Source organism: Thermaerobacter litoralis (genome assembly GCF_054654595.1).
In genome coordinates, this window is sequence record NZ_BAAIES010000004.1 from 275,441 (window position 1) to 292,307 (window position 16,867).

The window sequence follows — 16,867 nt, forward strand, 5'->3', positions numbered from 1 at the left end:
AACGGGGGCCAGGCGGCCCAGCCTACTGCCAGCCCCGGGGGGTGCCTGCGGCCGTAACACCCAAGGCTCCGGGCGGGTTCGGTGGGCGGCTCCGGGGGGATCTTCGGGCGGCGCCCGGCGCCCGGGCTTGCAGCCGGTGGCCCGGGCTCTCTGCAGCCGGCTGGCCCGCCGGCCCTACTGGCCCCGTCATCGCCAGCTTCGCTCGCCGGGCGGGGCGGCCTCGCGGCCCGCGGCTCCCGCCCTGTCGGATTATGGCACATTGTAGAGGCCCGGGGGCGGGCCGTCAAGGCGCAACCGCGCCGCCCCCGTCCGCCGCCCCGCGGCCGCCGGCCTACCGGCTGGCCGGCCCGTCGCGGCCTGCCGCCACCTCCCGGACCCCGCTCCAGGAGGCCGGGGAGGGGGCCGCCAGCGGCCCGAGGGCGCCACCGGCCTCGCCGGCACCGGGACGGGCGGAGGCCTTGGGCTCGCCGGCCCGGGCGGCCGGTTCGTCCGCCGGATCCCGCTGGAGGGCACTCCCCTCGCCCGCCCCCAGGGCGGGCGAGCTCCCGGCCTCGCCGTCGCCCTCGTCCGCCGGTTCCTCCTCATCCAGCAGCTGGAGGTGGGCCATCAGCATCGCCCGCATCCGGGCCCGGGCGGCCCTCATGCTACCCAGGAGCTCCTGGTAGCGCCGCTCCATCTCCTCTGCCTTGGCCCGGGCTGCCTGGACGATCTGCTCGGCCTCCAGCCGCGCCTGGTTGATCAAGAGCTCGGCCTGCTTCTGGGCGCTGGCCTTGACCTCCTCCGCCGTCTCCTGGGCGACCACCAGGGTGGAGTTCAGGGTATCCTCTAGCCGCCGGTATTGCTCGAGCTTGGCGGTCAGCGCCTCCACCTGCTCCCGCAGGGCGGCGTTGTCCCGCAGGACCTGGTCGTACTCGCGGCCCACCTGCTCGAGGAACTCGTCCACCTGGGTCTCGTTGTAGCCGCGGAAGGAGCGGGAAAACTGCTTGTTGTGGATGTCCAGGGGCGTCAGCGCCATCCATGCCACCTCCCGGGGATCGGCCCCACCGCGGCGCCGCCGCGGCTCCCCACCACCGCGCCCGGCCCGCCGCCGGAGCCACCGTCACGACACGGTCCCTCCGCCGTCCGACACCGTCCCCACGCCGGCGTCTTCGTCACGCCAGCAGCAACAGCAAGCGCACCAGCAGCCGTTCCACCAGCTGCACCAGGAGTAGGGCGACCAGGGGCGAGAGGTCCAGGGGCCCGGTGGCGGGCATCACCCGCCGGATGGGCGCCAGGACCGGCTCCGTCAGTTGGACCAGTACACGGTAGATATCGTGAAAGGTCCGGTTGTAGTTACCCTGGATGAACCACGACATGATGACCCGGATCAGCAGGAGCCAGAAGAAGGCCGTCGCCAGCCCGTGGATCAACTGCACCAGGAACCTGACCAAGAGGTCGGTCAACGCTCACCCTCCTACCCGCTTCCCCCTCGCCCCCCGCACCGCGGCGGTCCCGGCCGTCAATCCCGGGAGAGGAAGTCCGGCCGGTCGACCAGGGTCTCCACGTTCTGCGGGGCGAAGAACACGACCCCGTTGGCGATGCGGTGCATCTCCCCGTTCAGGGCGTAGATCGTCCCGCTCAGGAAGTTGAGGATGCGCTGGGCCGTCTCCTTGTCGGTGTCCTCGAGGTTGAGGATCAGGGGGCGCCGGTTCTTCAGGTGCTCGGCGATCTCCTGGACCTCGTCGAAGGAGCGGGGACGGGCGATGACGACCCGCTGGGAGCGGGTGCCGGGCGCCAGGGGAACCAGCTGGCCCGGCCGCGGCCCCGGGCCGCCCTCCCCCCGCTCCCGCGGGGAACGGCCCTCCCGCCGGCGCGGTGCGGGCGATCCCGCCTGGGGATCCTCCCCGGCCGGCCCTTCGACCACTTCTTCCTCCACCTCGAAGCCGATCAGGGACAGCAGCCGGTCCATCCACCCCATGGGCATTCCTCCTCATCCTCGCTCGCCGAAGATGGCCCGGCCGATGCGCACGATGGTCGCACCCTCTTCCACCGCCACCTCGAAGTCGTCGGTCATCCCCATGGACAGGTGGCGCAGCGCGATGCCCGGCAGGCCCCGGCACTGCCGGGCGGCCTCCTCGGCCAGCTGGCGCAGCCGCCGGAAGACGGGCCGCGCCTCATCCGGGTGATCGACACGGGGCGCCACGGTCATGAGCCCCACCACCTGGAGGCCCCCGAGCCCCGCCACCTGGTGCAGGAAGGGGACCACCTTCTCCGGGGGCAGGCCCGCCTTGGTCGCCTCGCCGGCCACGTTGACCTCCACCAGGCAGGGGAGGACCCGGCCGCAGCGGCCCGCCCGCCGGTCCACCTCCTGGGCCAGGGCCAGCCGGTCCAGGGAGTGGAGCAGATGGCAGTGGCGGGCGATGTACTTGACCTTGTTGGTCTGCAGCCGGCCCACGAAGTGCCAGTGAACGTCGTCGCCGAAGGCGGGGAACTTGTCCCGGGCCTCCTGGGCCCGGTTCTCCCCGAAGTGGCGCACGCCGGCAGCGTACGCCTCCCGCATGGCCGCCACCGGCACCGACTTGCTCACGGCCACCAGGGTGATCTCGGCGGGGTCCCGCCCCACCCGCTCCGCCGCCGCGGCGATCCGCTCCCGGACCGCGGCGACGCGCTCGGCAACGGTCATGGACGTCGTCGCTCCCCGGAGGCGCCGGCGGCCCGGACGGTGGTCTGGACAAGGCGATGACCGCCGGCCCTACCAGTGTAGCAGGGCGATTCCATACGGAAAGCCGTCTCTCCTGCAGGTTTCGACGAACCGGCGCGGAACGGCGCGCCCGCAGGCGGCCTGGCCGGGCGGGTCAGGCGCCCGGCCGGATGCCGATGAGGCCGGCCATCCGGCCGGTCCGGCCGCCGCTGGCGCGGTGGGAGAAGAAGGTCGCCGTATCGCAAGCGGTGCAAAGGCCCGCCACGGCGATGTGATGGGGCTTCAGGCCGGCTTCGATCAGCAGCCGGCGATTGGTCTCCCACAGATCCCAGTGCCGGTGCCGGGGACCGCGGGGCGACGGGCTCAGGACGTCGCCGGCCCAGGGCAGGCGCCGGTGGAGCCGTTCCAGCACCGGCTCGTCCACTTCGAAGCAGCAGGGACCGATGGAGGGGCCGATCAGGGCATGCAGCCGGTCCGTCCCGGCGTCCAGGGCCCCCGCCAGGCGGCGGGCCGCAGCCGGGGCCACGCCTGCCAGGGTGCCGCGCCAGCCGGCATGGGCCAGGGCGACCCCGTGCCGGGTCCCGTCCGGCCCCTCGCCCCAGAGGAAAACGGGCACGCAGTCGGCGAAGGTCGCCCAGAGCAGGACGCCGGGATCGGTGGTTACCAGCCCGTCGGCCTCGGGCACCTCCTCCGGCGCCCAGGGCCGGCCGGCCCGGACGTCCGCCACCGCGGCGCCGTGCACCGTCCGCGGCATGGCGGCCCAGCTCCAGCCGGAGCCGGCCGCCGCCAGGACCCGCTGCCGGTTCGCCTCGACCCGGGCCGGTTCGTCCCCGGTGGAACGGCCCAGGTTCAGCTCGGCCCAGGGCCCCTGGCTGACGCCGCCGCGGCGGGTGGTGAAGGCGAGGAAGAGCCACGGCGGCGCCTCCGGTGGGACCAGCCACACCACCCCGCCGGGCGCCGTCACCTGCCGGAGCACCGCACCGGCCCGCGCTGGTTCGGACGCCACGCCAGACCCTCCCCGGCCCGGGATCCGCCGGCCTGGGATCAGCCGGCCTTCGTCTCCATCCCTTCGCGGCCCGCCCCCGCCGCCCCTTCCATGTCGACGAAGCCCGGCACGTTGACCAGGATCACGTCCTGGCCGAAGCGGACGATCTGTTCCCACGGGATCACGTAGTCCCGGTCGCGCCCGAAGAGGCCGAACCACCGGGCCGGGCCGGGCACCACGATGGCCTGGATCCGCCCGGTCTGCAGGTCGATCTCCACGTCGCCGACCCAGCCCAGGCGGCGCCCGTCGACGATGTTGATCACGTCGCGGGTGCGCAGGTCGGAGGTCTTCAGCACCGGCGTCACCTCCGCAGCTCATGCCGTCCGCCACCAGGGTATGCCGGGACGGCGGCCCGTGTCCCGGCGCCGGGGGTTCCTGGCGGGGTCCTCGGTCATGGCGCGGGGTTCCCGCGGGCACCTTCAGGACCCTTGGTAGGAGGGCGTCCGGCCGCGGCAGGCGGCGGCCGTCGCGATGAGGCGGGAGAGGGCGGGGGAGGGCCTGCGCGGGGGGTCCTGCGAGGGCGGACCCTGCCCGCCGAGGACGGTCCTAGTGGGCGGCGGCGGCCCGCTGGGCCCACCCCAGGGACGCCCACCACCGGCCCAGGCTGGCGTGCCACCAGTCCAGGAGGAACCAGCGGGGCGCGGCCCCGCCCTGCTGCCAGGCGGTGCTGCCCTGCCCGCCGGGGGATGCCGGGGCGGTGGCGCCGTCGCCGGAGGTCACCCCCGCGACGACCCCACCCCCGCGTTCGCCCGGATCCACGGCCGCCCAGGACGCCGCGGGGGAGCCCTCGCCGGCGTGCCCGCCGTCTTCCGCGGCGGGGCCGGGATCGCCCATCCAGCAGAGGCCCGGGAAGAGGACGCACCAGAAGTTGTGGCCGGCCCCCCGGCCCAGGATCACCCGCACCGCCGGATAGATCCCCGCGGGGTAGACGGTCTCGCCCAGCCGCCGCTCCTCGTAGGGGAACCGGCCCGTCTCGATCCGCACCCCGTAGGAGAAGCCGGCCTCCCGCACCACGGCCTCGGCCCGTTCCTCCAGGCGGGGAGCCTCCCGGTTCACCCGGGCCAGGGCCTCGTCGGGAGAGCGGGCGCCGGCCACCGTCTCGGCCAGCAGGGGGACCAGGGCGTCCCGCACTTGGAGCTTCAGCGCCTGGTCCGCCGGCCCGTCGCTGTGGGCGATGATGTGGAGCCGGACGATGGCCGGGGGCGCCGCCGGTCCCGCCGGCTGCGGGGCCGTGCCCGTCGCCGCCGGCACCGGGGCGGCCCCCATGACCCGCGGGCCGAGGCCGGCCGCCACCGCCACGGCCAGGAGGAGCCAGGCCAGGACCCCCCGCCAGCGGCCTGCCGCGGTGACCCCTCCCGGAACCGCCGGGACCGGCGCGCGACCACCCCAGGCGGTGGCGCCGGGTTCGTCCGCCCCGCCGGCACCGTCCTTCCCGCCGCGCGGGCCGCCGCGTTCGTCCAGGACCGAAAAGGACCCGTCACCCGCCGGGCCGGACCCCCACCGCCCGGCCCATCGCCGCACCATGCCTCGCAACCCCATGCCCCTCGCCCTTTCACATGTACTTGCGCATCCGCTGGAGGGCGGCCTTTTCCAGGCGCGAGACCTGCGCCTGGGAGATCCCGATCTCGTTGGCCACCTCCATCTGGGTCTTGCCCTGGTAGAAGCGCTTGGTGATGATCAGCTGCTCGCGCTCGTCCAGGCGCGCCATCGCCTCGCGCACGGCGATGGTCTCCAGCCACTGCTCGTCCCGCTGCTTGTCGTCGCTGACCTGGTCGACCACGTAGATCGGGTCGCCGCCGTCCTGGTAGATCGGCTCGAACAGGGAGACGGGATCCTGGATCGCGTCCAGGGCGTGGACGACCTCTTCCCGCGGCAACCCCAGCTCCTGGGCGATCTCCTCCAGGGTGGGCTCCCGCCCGTGCCGGTGGGTCAGTTGATCCCGGACCTGCAGCGCCTTATAGGCCACGTCGCGCAGCGAGCGGCTGACCCGGATGGGCGTGTTGTCCCGCAGGTACCGGCGGATCTCGCCGATGATCATCGGCACGGCATAGGTGGAGAAGCGCACGTTTTGATCCAAGTCGAAGTTGTCGATGGCCTTCATCAGGCCGATGCAACCCACCTGGAACAGGTCGTCGACGGGTTCGCCGCGGTGGTTGAACCGCTGGATGACGCTCAAAACCAGCCGCAGATTGCCCTGGACCAGCTGCTGCCGCGCATCCTCGTCGCCCTCGCGCATGCGGCGGAAGAGCACCCGCATCTGCTCGTTGGTGAGCACGGGAAGTTCGGCCGTGTTGACCCCGCAGATCTCCACCTTGTTGATCATGCGGCTCATGGGCACGTGGCTCCCTCCCGCCTGCCGGCCGCTCCCTCCGGCGGCAGGTCCTATGCGCGCAGCCCGGGCTCGTCCTGCAACGGGGAGTATGCGCGTGGCTGGAAGGGGTTATGCAGCGGGTGACCGGCGAACATTCACCATAACGTTCCCCGCGGGGGGAACGGGCATGCGTGGAGATGCGTGGGGATGGACTCGAGGAGAAACGGGGGTTAAAGACCGGGGGTAAAAGACGGGGATGGTTGACGCGCGAGCGAATGCGCTGGTGAGGACCTGCCGGCGCCCCTTGGGAGGGCGCCGTTCACTATTGGATTGGAAGGTGTGGTTTGGAGAACAACAAAGGCGCCGGACCCGCCGCCGCGGGCCCGGCGCCTCCGCCCGCCGCCGGCCTCAAGCCAGGGCGGCCTCCAGCTTCTCCCGCAGGACGTCCAGTTCCTCCTGGGTCGCGTCGTCGACCTCGCACCAGGTGGCCAGCGGGCACTGCCACTGTTGATAGTCCAGCAGCCCGAAGGCCACCTCCAGCTGCCGCCGGGTCAGGGCCGGCGGCTCGCCCGCCTCCATGGCGGCGTCCAGGGCATCGACCAGTTCCTCCAGCTCCTGCAGCTCGACGCCGGGTTCGACCTCCACCGCGTGGATGTCGCAGCCGAAGCCCGCGAAGTCCGCCACGTTCCGCAGCAAGGCCATCTCCCGCTCCGTCATCGCCACCGTGACCACCGGTGTCCCTGCCATCGGGACCACCTCCCGATTCCAGGATGCACCGGCCGCCATCCGGGGCCTGTGACGGGCGTCACGAAAATGAAAAGAATTTTCAAATCTGGCCCCAGGCTATTCCATCTTGCGGATCTCCCGGCGCAGCCGGTTGATGATCCGCTTCTCCAGGCGGGAGATGTACGACTGGGAGATGCCCAGCCGGTCCGCCACCTGCTTCTGGGTGCGCTCGATGCCGTCCACCAGCCCGAAGCGCAGCTCCATGATGAGACGCTCCCGCGGGCTCAGGCGAGCCAGGGCGCGGTGGAGCAGGTGCCGGTCCACCTTGGCCTCCAGGTCGCGGTAGATCACGTCGCCGTCGGTGGCCGGGATCACGTCGGAGAGCAAGAGCTCGTTGCCCTCCCAGTCCACGTTGAGGGGTTCATCGAGCGACACCTCGTAGCGGGTGCGGCTGGTCCGCCGCAGGTGCATCAGGATCTCGTTCTCGATGCACTTGGACGCGTAGGTCGCCAGCTTGATGCGCTTGGACGGGTCGAAGGTGTTCACCGCCTTGATCAGGCCGATGGTGCCGATGGACACCAGGTCTTCGATGGGGATGCCCGTGTTGTCGAACTTGCGGGCGATGTACACCACCAGGCGCAGGTTGCGCTCGATCAGGGTGTGGCGCACCGCCGGGTCGTCCTCGTCCAGCCGGTCGAGGAGGAGCTCCTCTTCGTCGGCCGTCAGCGGCGGCGGCAGGGCCTGGCTGCCGCCGATGTAGTGGACGGGCAACCACGGCGCACCGGTGCGCAACAGCCAGCGCAGGATGGCCAGGCGCACGGACCACTTCAACCGGAGCCAGTGATGCCGCATCACCTGCCGGTCCTCCCTCCCATCAGGTCTAGGACACCCGCGCCGCCGCACCCGGAGCAGCGGCACCACGGGCGCCGGACGGAGCCTCCAGCAACGCGGTGGGCAGAAGGGCGACGTAGTGCTGATCCCCGGTGAAGCGGCCGGGGAAGACGGCCACCACCGCCGGGCCCAGGGCACGCCAGCGGCCGGTGCCGGGGGACGAACCGGCCCCCGCCGGTCCGGCCGGTCCGGTGGCCCGGCCGGCGTCGCCGGTCGGACCGGCCTCACCCTCCGCCGGCAACGGGCCGGAGGAACCCGGCCCATCGTGTCGAGGCGCTACCGCCCCGCCGGCGGCCCACCGGTCCCCGCTGGCTGGATCGGGCGCCGCCGGCGACCCGCCCCGCACCCCGGCCGGGGCGAGGTCCGCCGCCGCGGCCGCGGGCAGCTGGCTGGCGGTGGCTTCCGGGAAGGGCCGCTCGGCCCCTATGACATGGGCAGGCGCCGGGTCGGCGGTGGCCGCCGCAGCCCGCCGGGCCTCGCCCGCCGGGGCCTCCGGCGGCGCAGCCGCCACCGGTGGCGCGGACGGCGCCGGGGCCGGGGCGGGGATGCCCTCCCCCCGGCCGCGAACCGCCCCCTCCGGCAGCTGCAGCCACAGGGCGTCCGGGCGAAAGCCCGCCAGAAAGCCCCGCTCCCGCCCGATGGAGGCGAAGGGCACGATGCGCAGGCGCTCGGCCCAGCCGCAGAGGGTCGCCGCCCGCGCCCACTGGGCGATGTCGTCGCCCGCGGCCACCGCCTGGCGCAAGGCCGGGGGCAGCAGGGGCGCCAGCGCCTGTTCCTCCGCCACCACCACCGCCAGGCCCGTCAGCGGGTCCCGCAGCTGGTTCCCCGTGTCCACCAGCGCGGGCAGGTCGATCCACCGCCCCTCGCACACCACCCGCAGCGTGACGTACAGCGGCCCGGGCAGCGACCGCCGGCGCCACGCCTGCCAGAAGAAGCGGCCGGCCGCCAGCACCGCCCCCACGGCGGGGACCAGCGCCAGGGCGGGGGTCGGCACGGGCATCTCCTGCCCGGCCAGCAGGGAGAGGACGGCCAGGGCGCCCCCAGCCACGAAGCAGGCCAGGCCGTAGAACCAGGCGACCAGCGCCAGGAGCCGCCGGGGCGACACGGGCCAGAAGGCCAGCAGGAGCATGACGACCGAGGCCAGCACCACCGCGGGCAGGCTGCGCCACGGGCCGGGGGGCAGCAGCACGACGGCACAGGCGAAGGCCGTCCCCCAGGCCGTGGCCAGCAGCAGCCGCCACCGGCTGGTGCGGGCCTGGGTCGCCAGGGCCGTGGCGGCCAGGAGGGCGTAGTCCACCACGCCATTGACCAGGACGAACAGGTCCAGGTAGACGTACGGCACGGGCCTCGCCCCCGCTGCGCATCGCCACGATCGCATGTCTATGCGGGTCCCGGGGCCGTTAGAACCGGGCCGGTAGAACCGGCCCCCGCCCCCGGCCCGGCCGGGACCCGGCGGGATCCGGCCGGCCACCGGGGACGCCCGCGGCGGCGACCGTCAGGGCCCCACGGGGGGCCGCGGCAGGCTGCGGAAGGCCGCGCGGGTTCGGGGACCCCCAAGGCGACGACCGCCGGCGGCCTGGCCGCCGGCGGTCTGATTATACGACCCGGGCGATGGGAAACATGTCGAGTCCTGGACGGGGCGATGTCGAGGCTCCCGCCACCCCGGCCCGGTGGAACGCGGCCCGCGCCCAGCAGGCGGTCCGGGCGGTACCGGACCGCAAGGGCAAGGCCGGCCGCGGGCCACGGGGCCGGTTCGCCCGGCGGGATGGCCGGCGGGATGGCCGGCCGGCGATGGCGGCCGGCCCGTCAGCGGGCCGGCCGCGGGCGCCGGCGCAGGAAGTGGGGGATGTCCAGGTCGTCGCCGGTGAAGGGCTTGATCGGCAGGTCGTCCAGCTCGGTGCTGGCCGGCGCCGGCTTGGGGTCGAAGCCGGTGGCGATCACCGTGACCCGGATCTCGTCCTCCAGGGTCTCGTCGATCACCGCGCCGAAGATGATGTTGGCGTCGGGATCGGCGGCCTGGGCGATGATCTCGGCCGCCTCGTTGACCTCGTACAGCCCCAGGTCGGTGCCGCCGGTGATGCTGAGCAGCACGCCCTTGGCCCCTTCGATGGACGCCTCCAGCAGGGGGCTGGAGATGGCCGCCCGCGCGGCGTCGACCGCCCGGGTCTCCCCCCGGCCGACCCCGATGCCCATCAGGGCCGAGCCGGTGTTCATCATGATGGTGCGGACGTCGGCGAAGTCCAGGTTGATCAGGCCCGGCACGGCGATCAGGTCGGAGATGCCCTGGACGCCCTGGCGCAGGACGTCGTCCGCCACGCGGAAGGCCTGCAGGATCGACGTCTTCTTGTCGACCACCTGCAGCAGCCGGTCGTTGGGGATGGTGATCAGCGTGTCCACCTTGGCCTTGAGGTTGTTGATGCCCATCTCCGCCTGGGCCGCCCGCTTGCGCCCCTCGAAGGAGAAGGGCCGGGTGACGACCCCCACCGTCAGGGCGCCCACCTCCGTGGCAATCTCGGCGATGACGGGAGAGGCGCCGGTGCCGGTGCCACCGCCCATGCCGGCGGTGATGAACACCATGTCCGCGCCCTTGAGGCGTTCCTTGATCTCCTCCCGGCTCTCCTCCGCCGCCTTCTGACCGATCTCGGGGTCGGCGCCCGCGCCCAAGCCCCGGGTCACCTGCCGGCCGATCTGGATCTTCTCCGAGGCCAGGGACGCCGACAGGGCCTGGGCGTCGGTGTTGACCGCCAGGAACTCCACGCCCCGCAGGCCCGCCTCGATCATGCGGTTGACGGCGTTGTTCCCGCCGCCGCCGACCCCCACCACCTTGATCACCGCAAAGGGCTGGTTTTCCATGTCAAACTCCAGCACGATCCAAACCTCCCCGGTGCCGGGGCCACGGCACCCTCCCGGATCGCCCGGTCCCCTGGGGGTTTGCGATCCCGGGACAAGGGCTCCTGGTTCCATTCTTCGGCGTCGCTCGCGAGGTTGTTGGCCGTTGCTCGCGACGGCGTTCGCTGGTTCGTCTTTTTTGGCCTTGGCTGGTTCGTCTGCTGCCTTGACTGGTTCGTCATCCGCTTTTGCTTGCTGGACAAACTTCTAGCTTGAGTTCCACGCGCCGGGCCTGTTCCCTGCCGGCCCGGCGCCCCTTTCCCGGCGCCGGCCCGCCGCCGGTCGGGCCGGCTCAGCGCGCCCCCGGCGCTCCCGTCTCGGCCCCCGGGGGTCCGAGAACGGGCCGGTCCGGGTCGGTCACGTCGATGTAGGCGGGCCGGCCCGTCCCCTCCCCGGCCGCCACCAGGGCGGCGGCCAGGGCCCGCACCTTGCCCTCCACGCTGCCGTCCAGCAATCCCCAGTGCACGGGGACCCCGCTGGCCAGGCCGATCACCAGCGACGGCCCGTCGCCGACCACCAGGCGCCGGGGTGGATCGGGCAGCCCGGCGCCGGCGATGACGGCCGCCACCCCGGCCGCCCGGGCCAGGGGTTCGGGGACGAACCGGCCCGGTTCCCAGGCGAAGCGGAGGGCGCCCGGCGCGGCCTCCTGGGCCCCCACGGCCGGATCACCCGTCGCGGCCGCCTGGGCCGGATCGCCGGACCCGGTCCCCCCGGCCGGGACGCCGGGCGCCGCCTCCCCAGCCCGCCCACCGGCTCCGGTCGCTGCCCTCCGGCCGCCGGCGCCGGCCCCCGCGGCCGGCCCGGCGGCGTCCCCCAGGCCGGCGGTGGCCAGTTCGTCCAGGACCTTCCGGTCGCGGACCGAAGCCGCCCAGCGGATCTCGGGCACGCCCTCCAGGCCGGCGGCCGGTGCGCCCTGCGCCACGGCCAGGATCCGCCCCTGGGCATCCAGCTCGGCCCACCGGCCGGCGGCCGGTTCGACCAGCAGGGCGGCGGTGGGGCGTTCCTGCAGCTCGATCAAGAGCCCCCGCGGCCATTCCCGGCGCACCACGGCACCCGCCACCCGGGGGTGGGCCTCCAGCCGCCGGGCCACGGCACCCGGGTCCACCTGCCAGATGGAGGTGCCGGCGGGGATGCCGGCCCAGTCGCGGACGGTCGCGGGATCGAGCCGCTGGTAACCCCGGATGCGCAGGTGGTCGAGGGCGAAGTAAGGGGAGCGCATGAACAGGTAAAAGCCCACCAGGACCGCCGCCACCACGGCGGCCAGGGCCACCCGGCGCACCCGCAGGTGGCGCCGGCGCACCTCCATCGCCCAGAGGCTTGTCCCTCGCTCGAGCACGCCCAGCCGCCCCCGTTCACCACCGCATCAAACCAACCCGCCCCCACCGGGGGGACGCACCGGCATCGTCGCTGCCAGAGGGCGCGTGCGGCGCCCCGCGACCCGCCCGGACCCGTTCACGCCCAGATTGCCGGACGCCTAGGTCGCCGGGGCGTCCGGCGGCCACCGGCGGGCCAGGGAACCCAGCAGCCGCACCTCGGGTTCCAGGGCGATGCCGAACCGGTCCCGCACGCAGCGCCAGGCGGTGCTCATCAGCGCCAGGACGTCTTCCGCCCGGGCGCCCCCCAGGTTGATGATGAAGTTGGCGTGCTGCTCGCTGATCTGGGCCTGGCCCTGGCGCAGGCCTTTCAGGCCGCAGGCCTCGATCAGCCGCCCCGAGGCGTCGCCAGGCGGGTTCTTGAACACGCTGCCGCAGTTGGGGTAGCGCAGGGGCTGGGTCCGCTGCCGGTAGGCGGTATGGCGCCGGATCTCGGCCAGAATCGTCTGGGGATCGCCGGGCTCGAGCACCAGGCGCGCCGCCACCACGGGCACCCCCTCCTGCTGCATGCGGCTGGTCCGGTAGGCGAAGCCGCACGCCTCCCGGGACCAGCGGACCAGCCGGCCGCCGGGTTCCACCACCCGGACCCAGTCGACCACCTGGCCGATGCTGCCGTAACGGGTTCCCGCGTTCATCACCAGGGCCCCGCCCACGGTGCCGGGGATGCCGGCGCAGGGCTCTAGTCCCCGGCACCCGCGCCGGGCCGCCTCGTGGACCAGCCGGGCCAGGACGGTGCCGGCGCCCACCACCACGCCCCGGCGGCCGTCGGCGCCGGGCGGCTCCCACTGGATGCCGTCCAGGCCGACCCGGACCACCACCCCGGGCAAGCCCTCGTCGGGCACCAGCACGTTGCTGCCGCCGCCCAGTAGGGTGACGGGCAGGCCCCGTGCCTCCGCCCAGGTCAGGACGCGGGCGAGGTCGTCCTCTTCCGCCGGTTCGACGAACAGTTCGGCGGGGCCGCCAATGCGGAAGGTGGTGTAACGGGCCAGGGGCTCGGCGACCCGCACCGAACCTCGGACGAGATCCCGTAGCTCCCGCGCCATCATGTCCCGGTCCACCTGCATCGACCCCGCCATCGACCCGGTCCCGCGGGCGGGGCGGTCCACCGGCCGGCGCTGCGCCCGGCCCGCCGGCCCAGCCCGTCCCGTCCCGGCTAACGCGTCGTCGCCTTCCGCCCCGTCGTCTTCCGACCCTTCAGCCATTTCGTCCTTTGTGTACGTTTTAGTCGCCGGTGGCGTGCCGACCTGCCGGCGCCTTCCCCTCCACCCGGCGCGAGTCGCGGCCCCGTGGGACCCGGACCCCGTCCCCCGGCCTCGCCCGGCCGGGACGGCGCCGGGACATCGGCGAAGCCTCGCCGGGATGTCGCCCCGCCCGCACGCCGCCGCGGGTTGGCGAGGACCTGGCCGGGTCGTCCCCGGGACATGGCCAGAGCGGCGCCGGGGCATCGCCGGGACCTCGCCTTACCGGGACGCCGCCAGGGCCTTGGCGCAGCGTCGCCGGGACGTCGCCGGCGGCCGGACCCCCTACCGCCCCTGGACGACGGGGCCGGAGCTTTCCGATCGGCACGACAGCGGCTCTGGCCGGACCCCTAGTGCCCCTCGACGACCACCGGCACCCCCGCCGCCGCCAGCACCCGGTCGACGATGGCGGCCGTGGCCCCCGGCCGGCCCAGCTCCCGGCTGGCCCGGGCCATGGCGGCCAGCCGTTCTGGCGCCGCCAGGAGGCCCGCCACCACCTCCACCAGCCGGGTCCCGGTGAGCTCCTCATCGGGGATCACCACCGCCGCCCCGGCCCGCTCCAGCACCCGGGCGTTGGCGTCCTGCTCGTGGTGGGCCACGTGGGGAGACGGCACCAGGACGGCCGGCAGGCCGCGGGCCGTGATCTCGGCCAGGGTCGTGGCACCGGCCCGGCCGATGTACAGGTCGGCGGCCGCGTAGGCCGTCGGCATGTCGTCGATGTAGGGGAAGAGCCGCACCCGGGGCCCGGGGTCGCAGCCCACCTCGGCCAGGCGCCGGGCGAGGCCGGCGGCCATCTCCCCATGGTACCGCTCCCCCGACGCCCACAACAGCACGCCCCGCGCCCAGCCCGCCACGGCGACGGCCAGCTCCAGGGCTGCGCGGTTGACCCGTTCGGCGCCGCGGCTGCCCCCCGTCACCAGGACCACGGGCTCGGTGCCGTCCAGCCCCAGGCGAGCCCGGGCCTCTTCGCGCCGGGCCGCCACGATCTCGGGGCGGACGGGGTTGCCGGTCACCACCACCCGGGCACCCTCGGGGAAGAACCGGGCCGCCTCCGCGAAGGGCACGCATACCGCCTGGGCCCACCGGGCCAGCAGCCGGTTCGTCGCGCCGGGCACCGCGTTCTGCTCCTGGATCACCACCGGCACCCGCCGGCGCACGGCGGCCAGGGCCACCGGCGCCGCCACGTAGCCCCCTGTCCCCACCACCACGTCAGGGCGGAAGCGGGCGACGATGCGGTCGGCCTGGATCAGCCCGCGGCTCAGGGCCAGAATCCCCGCCACCAGCTCCCGCGGGCTCTTGCGCATGAGGCCGCGGGCGCTGATGGTGGCGAAGGGCAGGCCCGCCCGGGGAACGATCCGGCTCTCCAGCCCCTCCCGGGTGCCGACATAGAGCATCTCGCAGCCCGGCACCCGCCGCTTGAGCTCGACGGCGATGGCCAGCGCCGGGTAGATGTGGCCGCCCGTTCCTCCCCCTGTCAAAAGGACGCGCAAGCCTGCCTCCCCCACTCCCCCGGGTGTCCCGACCGGTGACCGGTCTACTGCGGGCAATGCCGGGAAATGTTGATCAGGATGCCGATGGCCGCCAGGGTGACCACCAGCGAGGAGCCGCCGTAGCTGAGAAGCGGCAGGGTGATCCCGGTGATGGGCAAGGTGGCGGTCACCACCCCGATGTTCACCACCACCTGGATGGCGATGATCGAGGTGATGCCGGCCGCCAGCAAGGCCCCGAAGACGTCGGGCGCCGTGGCCGCCGTGCGGTAGCCGCGCCAGATCAGCACCGCGTAAAGGGCCAGCACCGTCAGGGTGCCCAGCAGGCCCAGTTCCTCCCCCACCACGGCGAAGATGAAGTCGGTATGCTGCTCGGGCAGGTACCAGATCTTCTGCCGGCTCAGGCCGAAGCCCAGGCCGAACCAGCCGCCCGAGCCCAGGGCCAGCAGGCCCTGGATCAGGTGATAGCCGGTCCCCTGGGGATCGGCCCACGGGTCGATGAAGGCGGTGATCCGCTTCCACCGGTACTCCGACTGGGTCACCGCCACGATCAACAGGGGGATCGCCGCCGCCGCCAGCCCCAGCAGGTGCCCCAGGCGCGCCCCGGCCAGGAAGGCCATCAGGACGGCCATGCCGCCGATGGCCAGGGTGGTGCCCAGGTCGGGCTGGAGCATGATCAGGCCCGCCACCAGTCCCACCACCAGCAGCCACGGCCCCAGACCCCGCCAGAAGTCCTGGACCTTCGGCCCGATCCGGGCGAAGTAGTCTGCGAAGAAGATACACAAACCGAATTTGGCCCATTCCGAGGGCTGGAAGCTGAAGAACCCGAAGTCGATCCAGCGCTCCGCGCCGCCACGGGCGGCGCCCACCAGCAGCACCGCGACCAGGAAGAGCAAGGTGCTGTAGAGGGCCGGCCGGGCGAACTGCCGCCACATGGGGTACTCGATGTGGGAGAAGACCCACATCACCGGGACCCCGATGAGGGCCCACAGCAGCTGGCGCTTCAGGAAATAGAACGGGTCGCCGGCGTCGTCGATGGCCTTGGCGAAGCTGGCGCTGAACACCATGGCGATGCCCAGGGCCAGGAGGATCACCGTGACGGCGAAGATCGTCCGGTCCATCTCCCGGGCCCGGCTGGTGGCGGACGTCGCCGGCGCCCCCCAGCGGGCCCCCGGCCGGGGGCCGGTGCCGGTGACCGTGCTCATCCCGGATACCCTCCCAGGGCAAGGAAGCCCGCCAGGGCAAACCCCAGGCCGGCCGCCCAGAAGCGGTACACCACCTGGGACTCGGTCCAGCCGCTGAGCTCGAAGTGGTGGTGCAGGGGGCTCATCCGCAGCACGCGCCGGCCCGTCAGGCGGAAGCTGGCCACCTGGACGATCACCGACAGGGTCTCCAGGACGAACAGCATCCCCGCCACCGGCAGCACCAGCTCCGTCCCCGTCAAGACGGCCAGGCCTCCCAGGGCGGCGCCCAGGGCCAGCGACCCCGTGTCGCCCATGAACACCCGGGCCGGATGGAGGTTGAACCACAGGAACCCGGCCAGGGCCGCGCCCAAGGATACGATGAAGACCGCCAGCTCATACCGTCCCCCGCGGGCGGCGGCGTAAAAGAAGACCGACAGGGCGATCAGCGTCGACCCCGCCGCCAGGCCATCCAGGCCGTCGGTCTCGTTGACCGCGTTGGCACTGGCCACCACGGCCAGAACCGCCAAGGGGTAGTACCAGATCCCCAGGTCCCACCAGCCCGTGCCAAAGGGCACCCACACCGCCGTGCCCCGCCCCAACCAGGCCTGGGCCAGATAGGCGAAGAGCGCCGCCGCCGCCACCTGCCAGACCAGCTTGGCCCGGGCCCGCAGGCCCAGGGAGCGGCGCATGGCCACCTTGACGTAGTCGTCCACCAGCCCCAGGGCGCCGAAGGCCAGGGTCACGCCCAGGATCAGGACCGCGGCCCGGGTGGGCGGCGCGAGCCAGCCCGTCACCAGCAGGGCGGGCACCAGGAAGATCAGGCCCCCCATGGTGGGGGTGCCCTGCTTCACCCGGTGCCGCGCCGGCCCCTGTTCCCGCACCGTCTGGCCGAACCGCAACCGCTCCAGCCAGGGGATCACCACCGGCCCCAGGACCAGGGCCATCCCCGCCGCCAGCACCGCCGCGAGGCCAAGCCGGGCCAGCACCGGCACCGGCCAGAGATCCATCGCCATCGAGGGCCCGTTCCTTTCCGTCGCAACCTT

At 73.8% G+C, this 16,867-nt stretch carries 17 protein-coding genes; all 17 read right to left on the reverse strand.

What is annotated here, in order from left to right:
* Positions 1-331: 331 nt before the first annotated feature.
* The 17 genes from ACYQ02_RS02955 to mraY all read right to left on the reverse strand — a co-directional run bounded on the left by ACYQ02_RS02955 (position 332) and on the right by mraY (position 16,837).
* Complete coding sequence (locus ACYQ02_RS02955) at positions 332-1,015, reverse strand: DivIVA domain-containing protein (RefSeq protein WP_460038943.1); 684 nt, start codon at positions 1,013-1,015, stop codon at positions 332-334.
* Between the two features lie 136 nt (positions 1,016-1,151).
* Positions 1,152-1,442, reverse strand: coding sequence for a YggT family protein (locus ACYQ02_RS02960; RefSeq protein ID WP_460038944.1), 291 nt, complete (start codon positions 1,440-1,442; stop codon positions 1,152-1,154).
* 56 nt (positions 1,443-1,498) lie between these two features.
* The gene (locus ACYQ02_RS02965) at positions 1,499-1,957 is read right to left on the reverse strand and encodes a cell division protein SepF (RefSeq protein ID WP_460038945.1); all 459 of its coding nucleotides are present in this window, start codon (positions 1,955-1,957) and stop codon (positions 1,499-1,501) included.
* A 12-nt stretch (positions 1,958-1,969) separates the two neighbouring features.
* Entirely contained in the window at positions 1,970-2,662 is a 693-nt protein-coding gene (locus tag ACYQ02_RS02970; protein ID WP_460038946.1) for a YggS family pyridoxal phosphate-dependent enzyme, read from the reverse strand.
* Positions 2,663-2,834: 172 nt separating this feature from the next.
* Positions 2,835-3,686 carry a peptidoglycan editing factor PgeF gene (gene pgeF / locus ACYQ02_RS02975; RefSeq protein WP_460038947.1) on the reverse strand — a complete coding sequence of 284 codons (852 nt, stop codon included), beginning with the start codon at positions 3,684-3,686 and terminating at the stop codon, positions 2,835-2,837.
* A 38-nt stretch (positions 3,687-3,724) separates the two neighbouring features.
* On the reverse strand, positions 3,725-4,021 hold the full coding sequence (locus ACYQ02_RS02980) for a YlmC/YmxH family sporulation protein (RefSeq protein ID WP_460038948.1): 297 nt from the start codon (positions 4,019-4,021) through the stop codon (positions 3,725-3,727).
* 250 nt (positions 4,022-4,271) lie between these two features.
* A complete protein-coding gene (locus ACYQ02_RS02985) occupies positions 4,272-5,249 on the reverse strand; it encodes a stage II sporulation protein R (protein ID WP_460038949.1) in 978 nt (325 codons plus the stop codon).
* A gap of 28 nt (positions 5,250-5,277) precedes the next feature.
* Positions 5,278-6,057, reverse strand: a complete 780-nt coding sequence (gene sigG / locus ACYQ02_RS02990; RefSeq protein WP_460039037.1) for an RNA polymerase sporulation sigma factor SigG — start codon at positions 6,055-6,057, stop codon at positions 5,278-5,280.
* Positions 6,058-6,444: 387 nt separating this feature from the next.
* Complete coding sequence (locus ACYQ02_RS02995; protein WP_460038950.1) at positions 6,445-6,783, reverse strand: hypothetical protein; 339 nt, start codon at positions 6,781-6,783, stop codon at positions 6,445-6,447.
* Positions 6,784-6,879: 96 nt separating this feature from the next.
* A complete protein-coding gene (gene sigE / locus ACYQ02_RS03000) occupies positions 6,880-7,614 on the reverse strand; it encodes an RNA polymerase sporulation sigma factor SigE (protein WP_460039038.1) in 735 nt (244 codons plus the stop codon).
* A 28-nt stretch (positions 7,615-7,642) separates the two neighbouring features.
* Positions 7,643-8,995, reverse strand: a complete 1,353-nt coding sequence (locus tag ACYQ02_RS03005; RefSeq protein ID WP_460038951.1) for a sigma-E processing peptidase SpoIIGA — start codon at positions 8,993-8,995, stop codon at positions 7,643-7,645.
* 464 nt (positions 8,996-9,459) lie between these two features.
* Positions 9,460-10,521, reverse strand: coding sequence for a cell division protein FtsZ (ftsZ, locus tag ACYQ02_RS03010; protein WP_460038952.1), 1,062 nt, complete (start codon positions 10,519-10,521; stop codon positions 9,460-9,462).
* A gap of 313 nt (positions 10,522-10,834) precedes the next feature.
* A complete protein-coding gene (locus tag ACYQ02_RS03015) occupies positions 10,835-11,878 on the reverse strand; it encodes a cell division protein FtsQ/DivIB (RefSeq protein ID WP_460038953.1) in 1,044 nt (347 codons plus the stop codon).
* Between the two features lie 138 nt (positions 11,879-12,016).
* Positions 12,017-13,117: a UDP-N-acetylmuramate dehydrogenase gene (gene murB / locus ACYQ02_RS03020; RefSeq protein ID WP_460038954.1), complete on the reverse strand. Its 1,101-nt coding sequence runs from the start codon at positions 13,115-13,117 to the stop codon at positions 12,017-12,019.
* Between the two features lie 386 nt (positions 13,118-13,503).
* Positions 13,504-14,643 (reverse strand): undecaprenyldiphospho-muramoylpentapeptide beta-N-acetylglucosaminyltransferase, encoded by a 1,140-nt coding sequence (gene murG / locus ACYQ02_RS03025; RefSeq protein WP_460038955.1) that lies wholly within the window; start codon positions 14,641-14,643, stop codon positions 13,504-13,506.
* Between the two features lie 44 nt (positions 14,644-14,687).
* Positions 14,688-15,845, reverse strand: coding sequence for a putative lipid II flippase FtsW (ftsW, locus tag ACYQ02_RS03030; protein WP_460038956.1), 1,158 nt, complete (start codon positions 15,843-15,845; stop codon positions 14,688-14,690).
* Positions 15,842-16,837: a phospho-N-acetylmuramoyl-pentapeptide-transferase gene (gene mraY / locus ACYQ02_RS03035; RefSeq protein ID WP_460038957.1), complete on the reverse strand. Its 996-nt coding sequence runs from the start codon at positions 16,835-16,837 to the stop codon at positions 15,842-15,844. Before mraY ends, ftsW begins: the two co-directional genes overlap by 4 nt.
* Positions 16,838-16,867 lie beyond the last annotated feature (30 nt).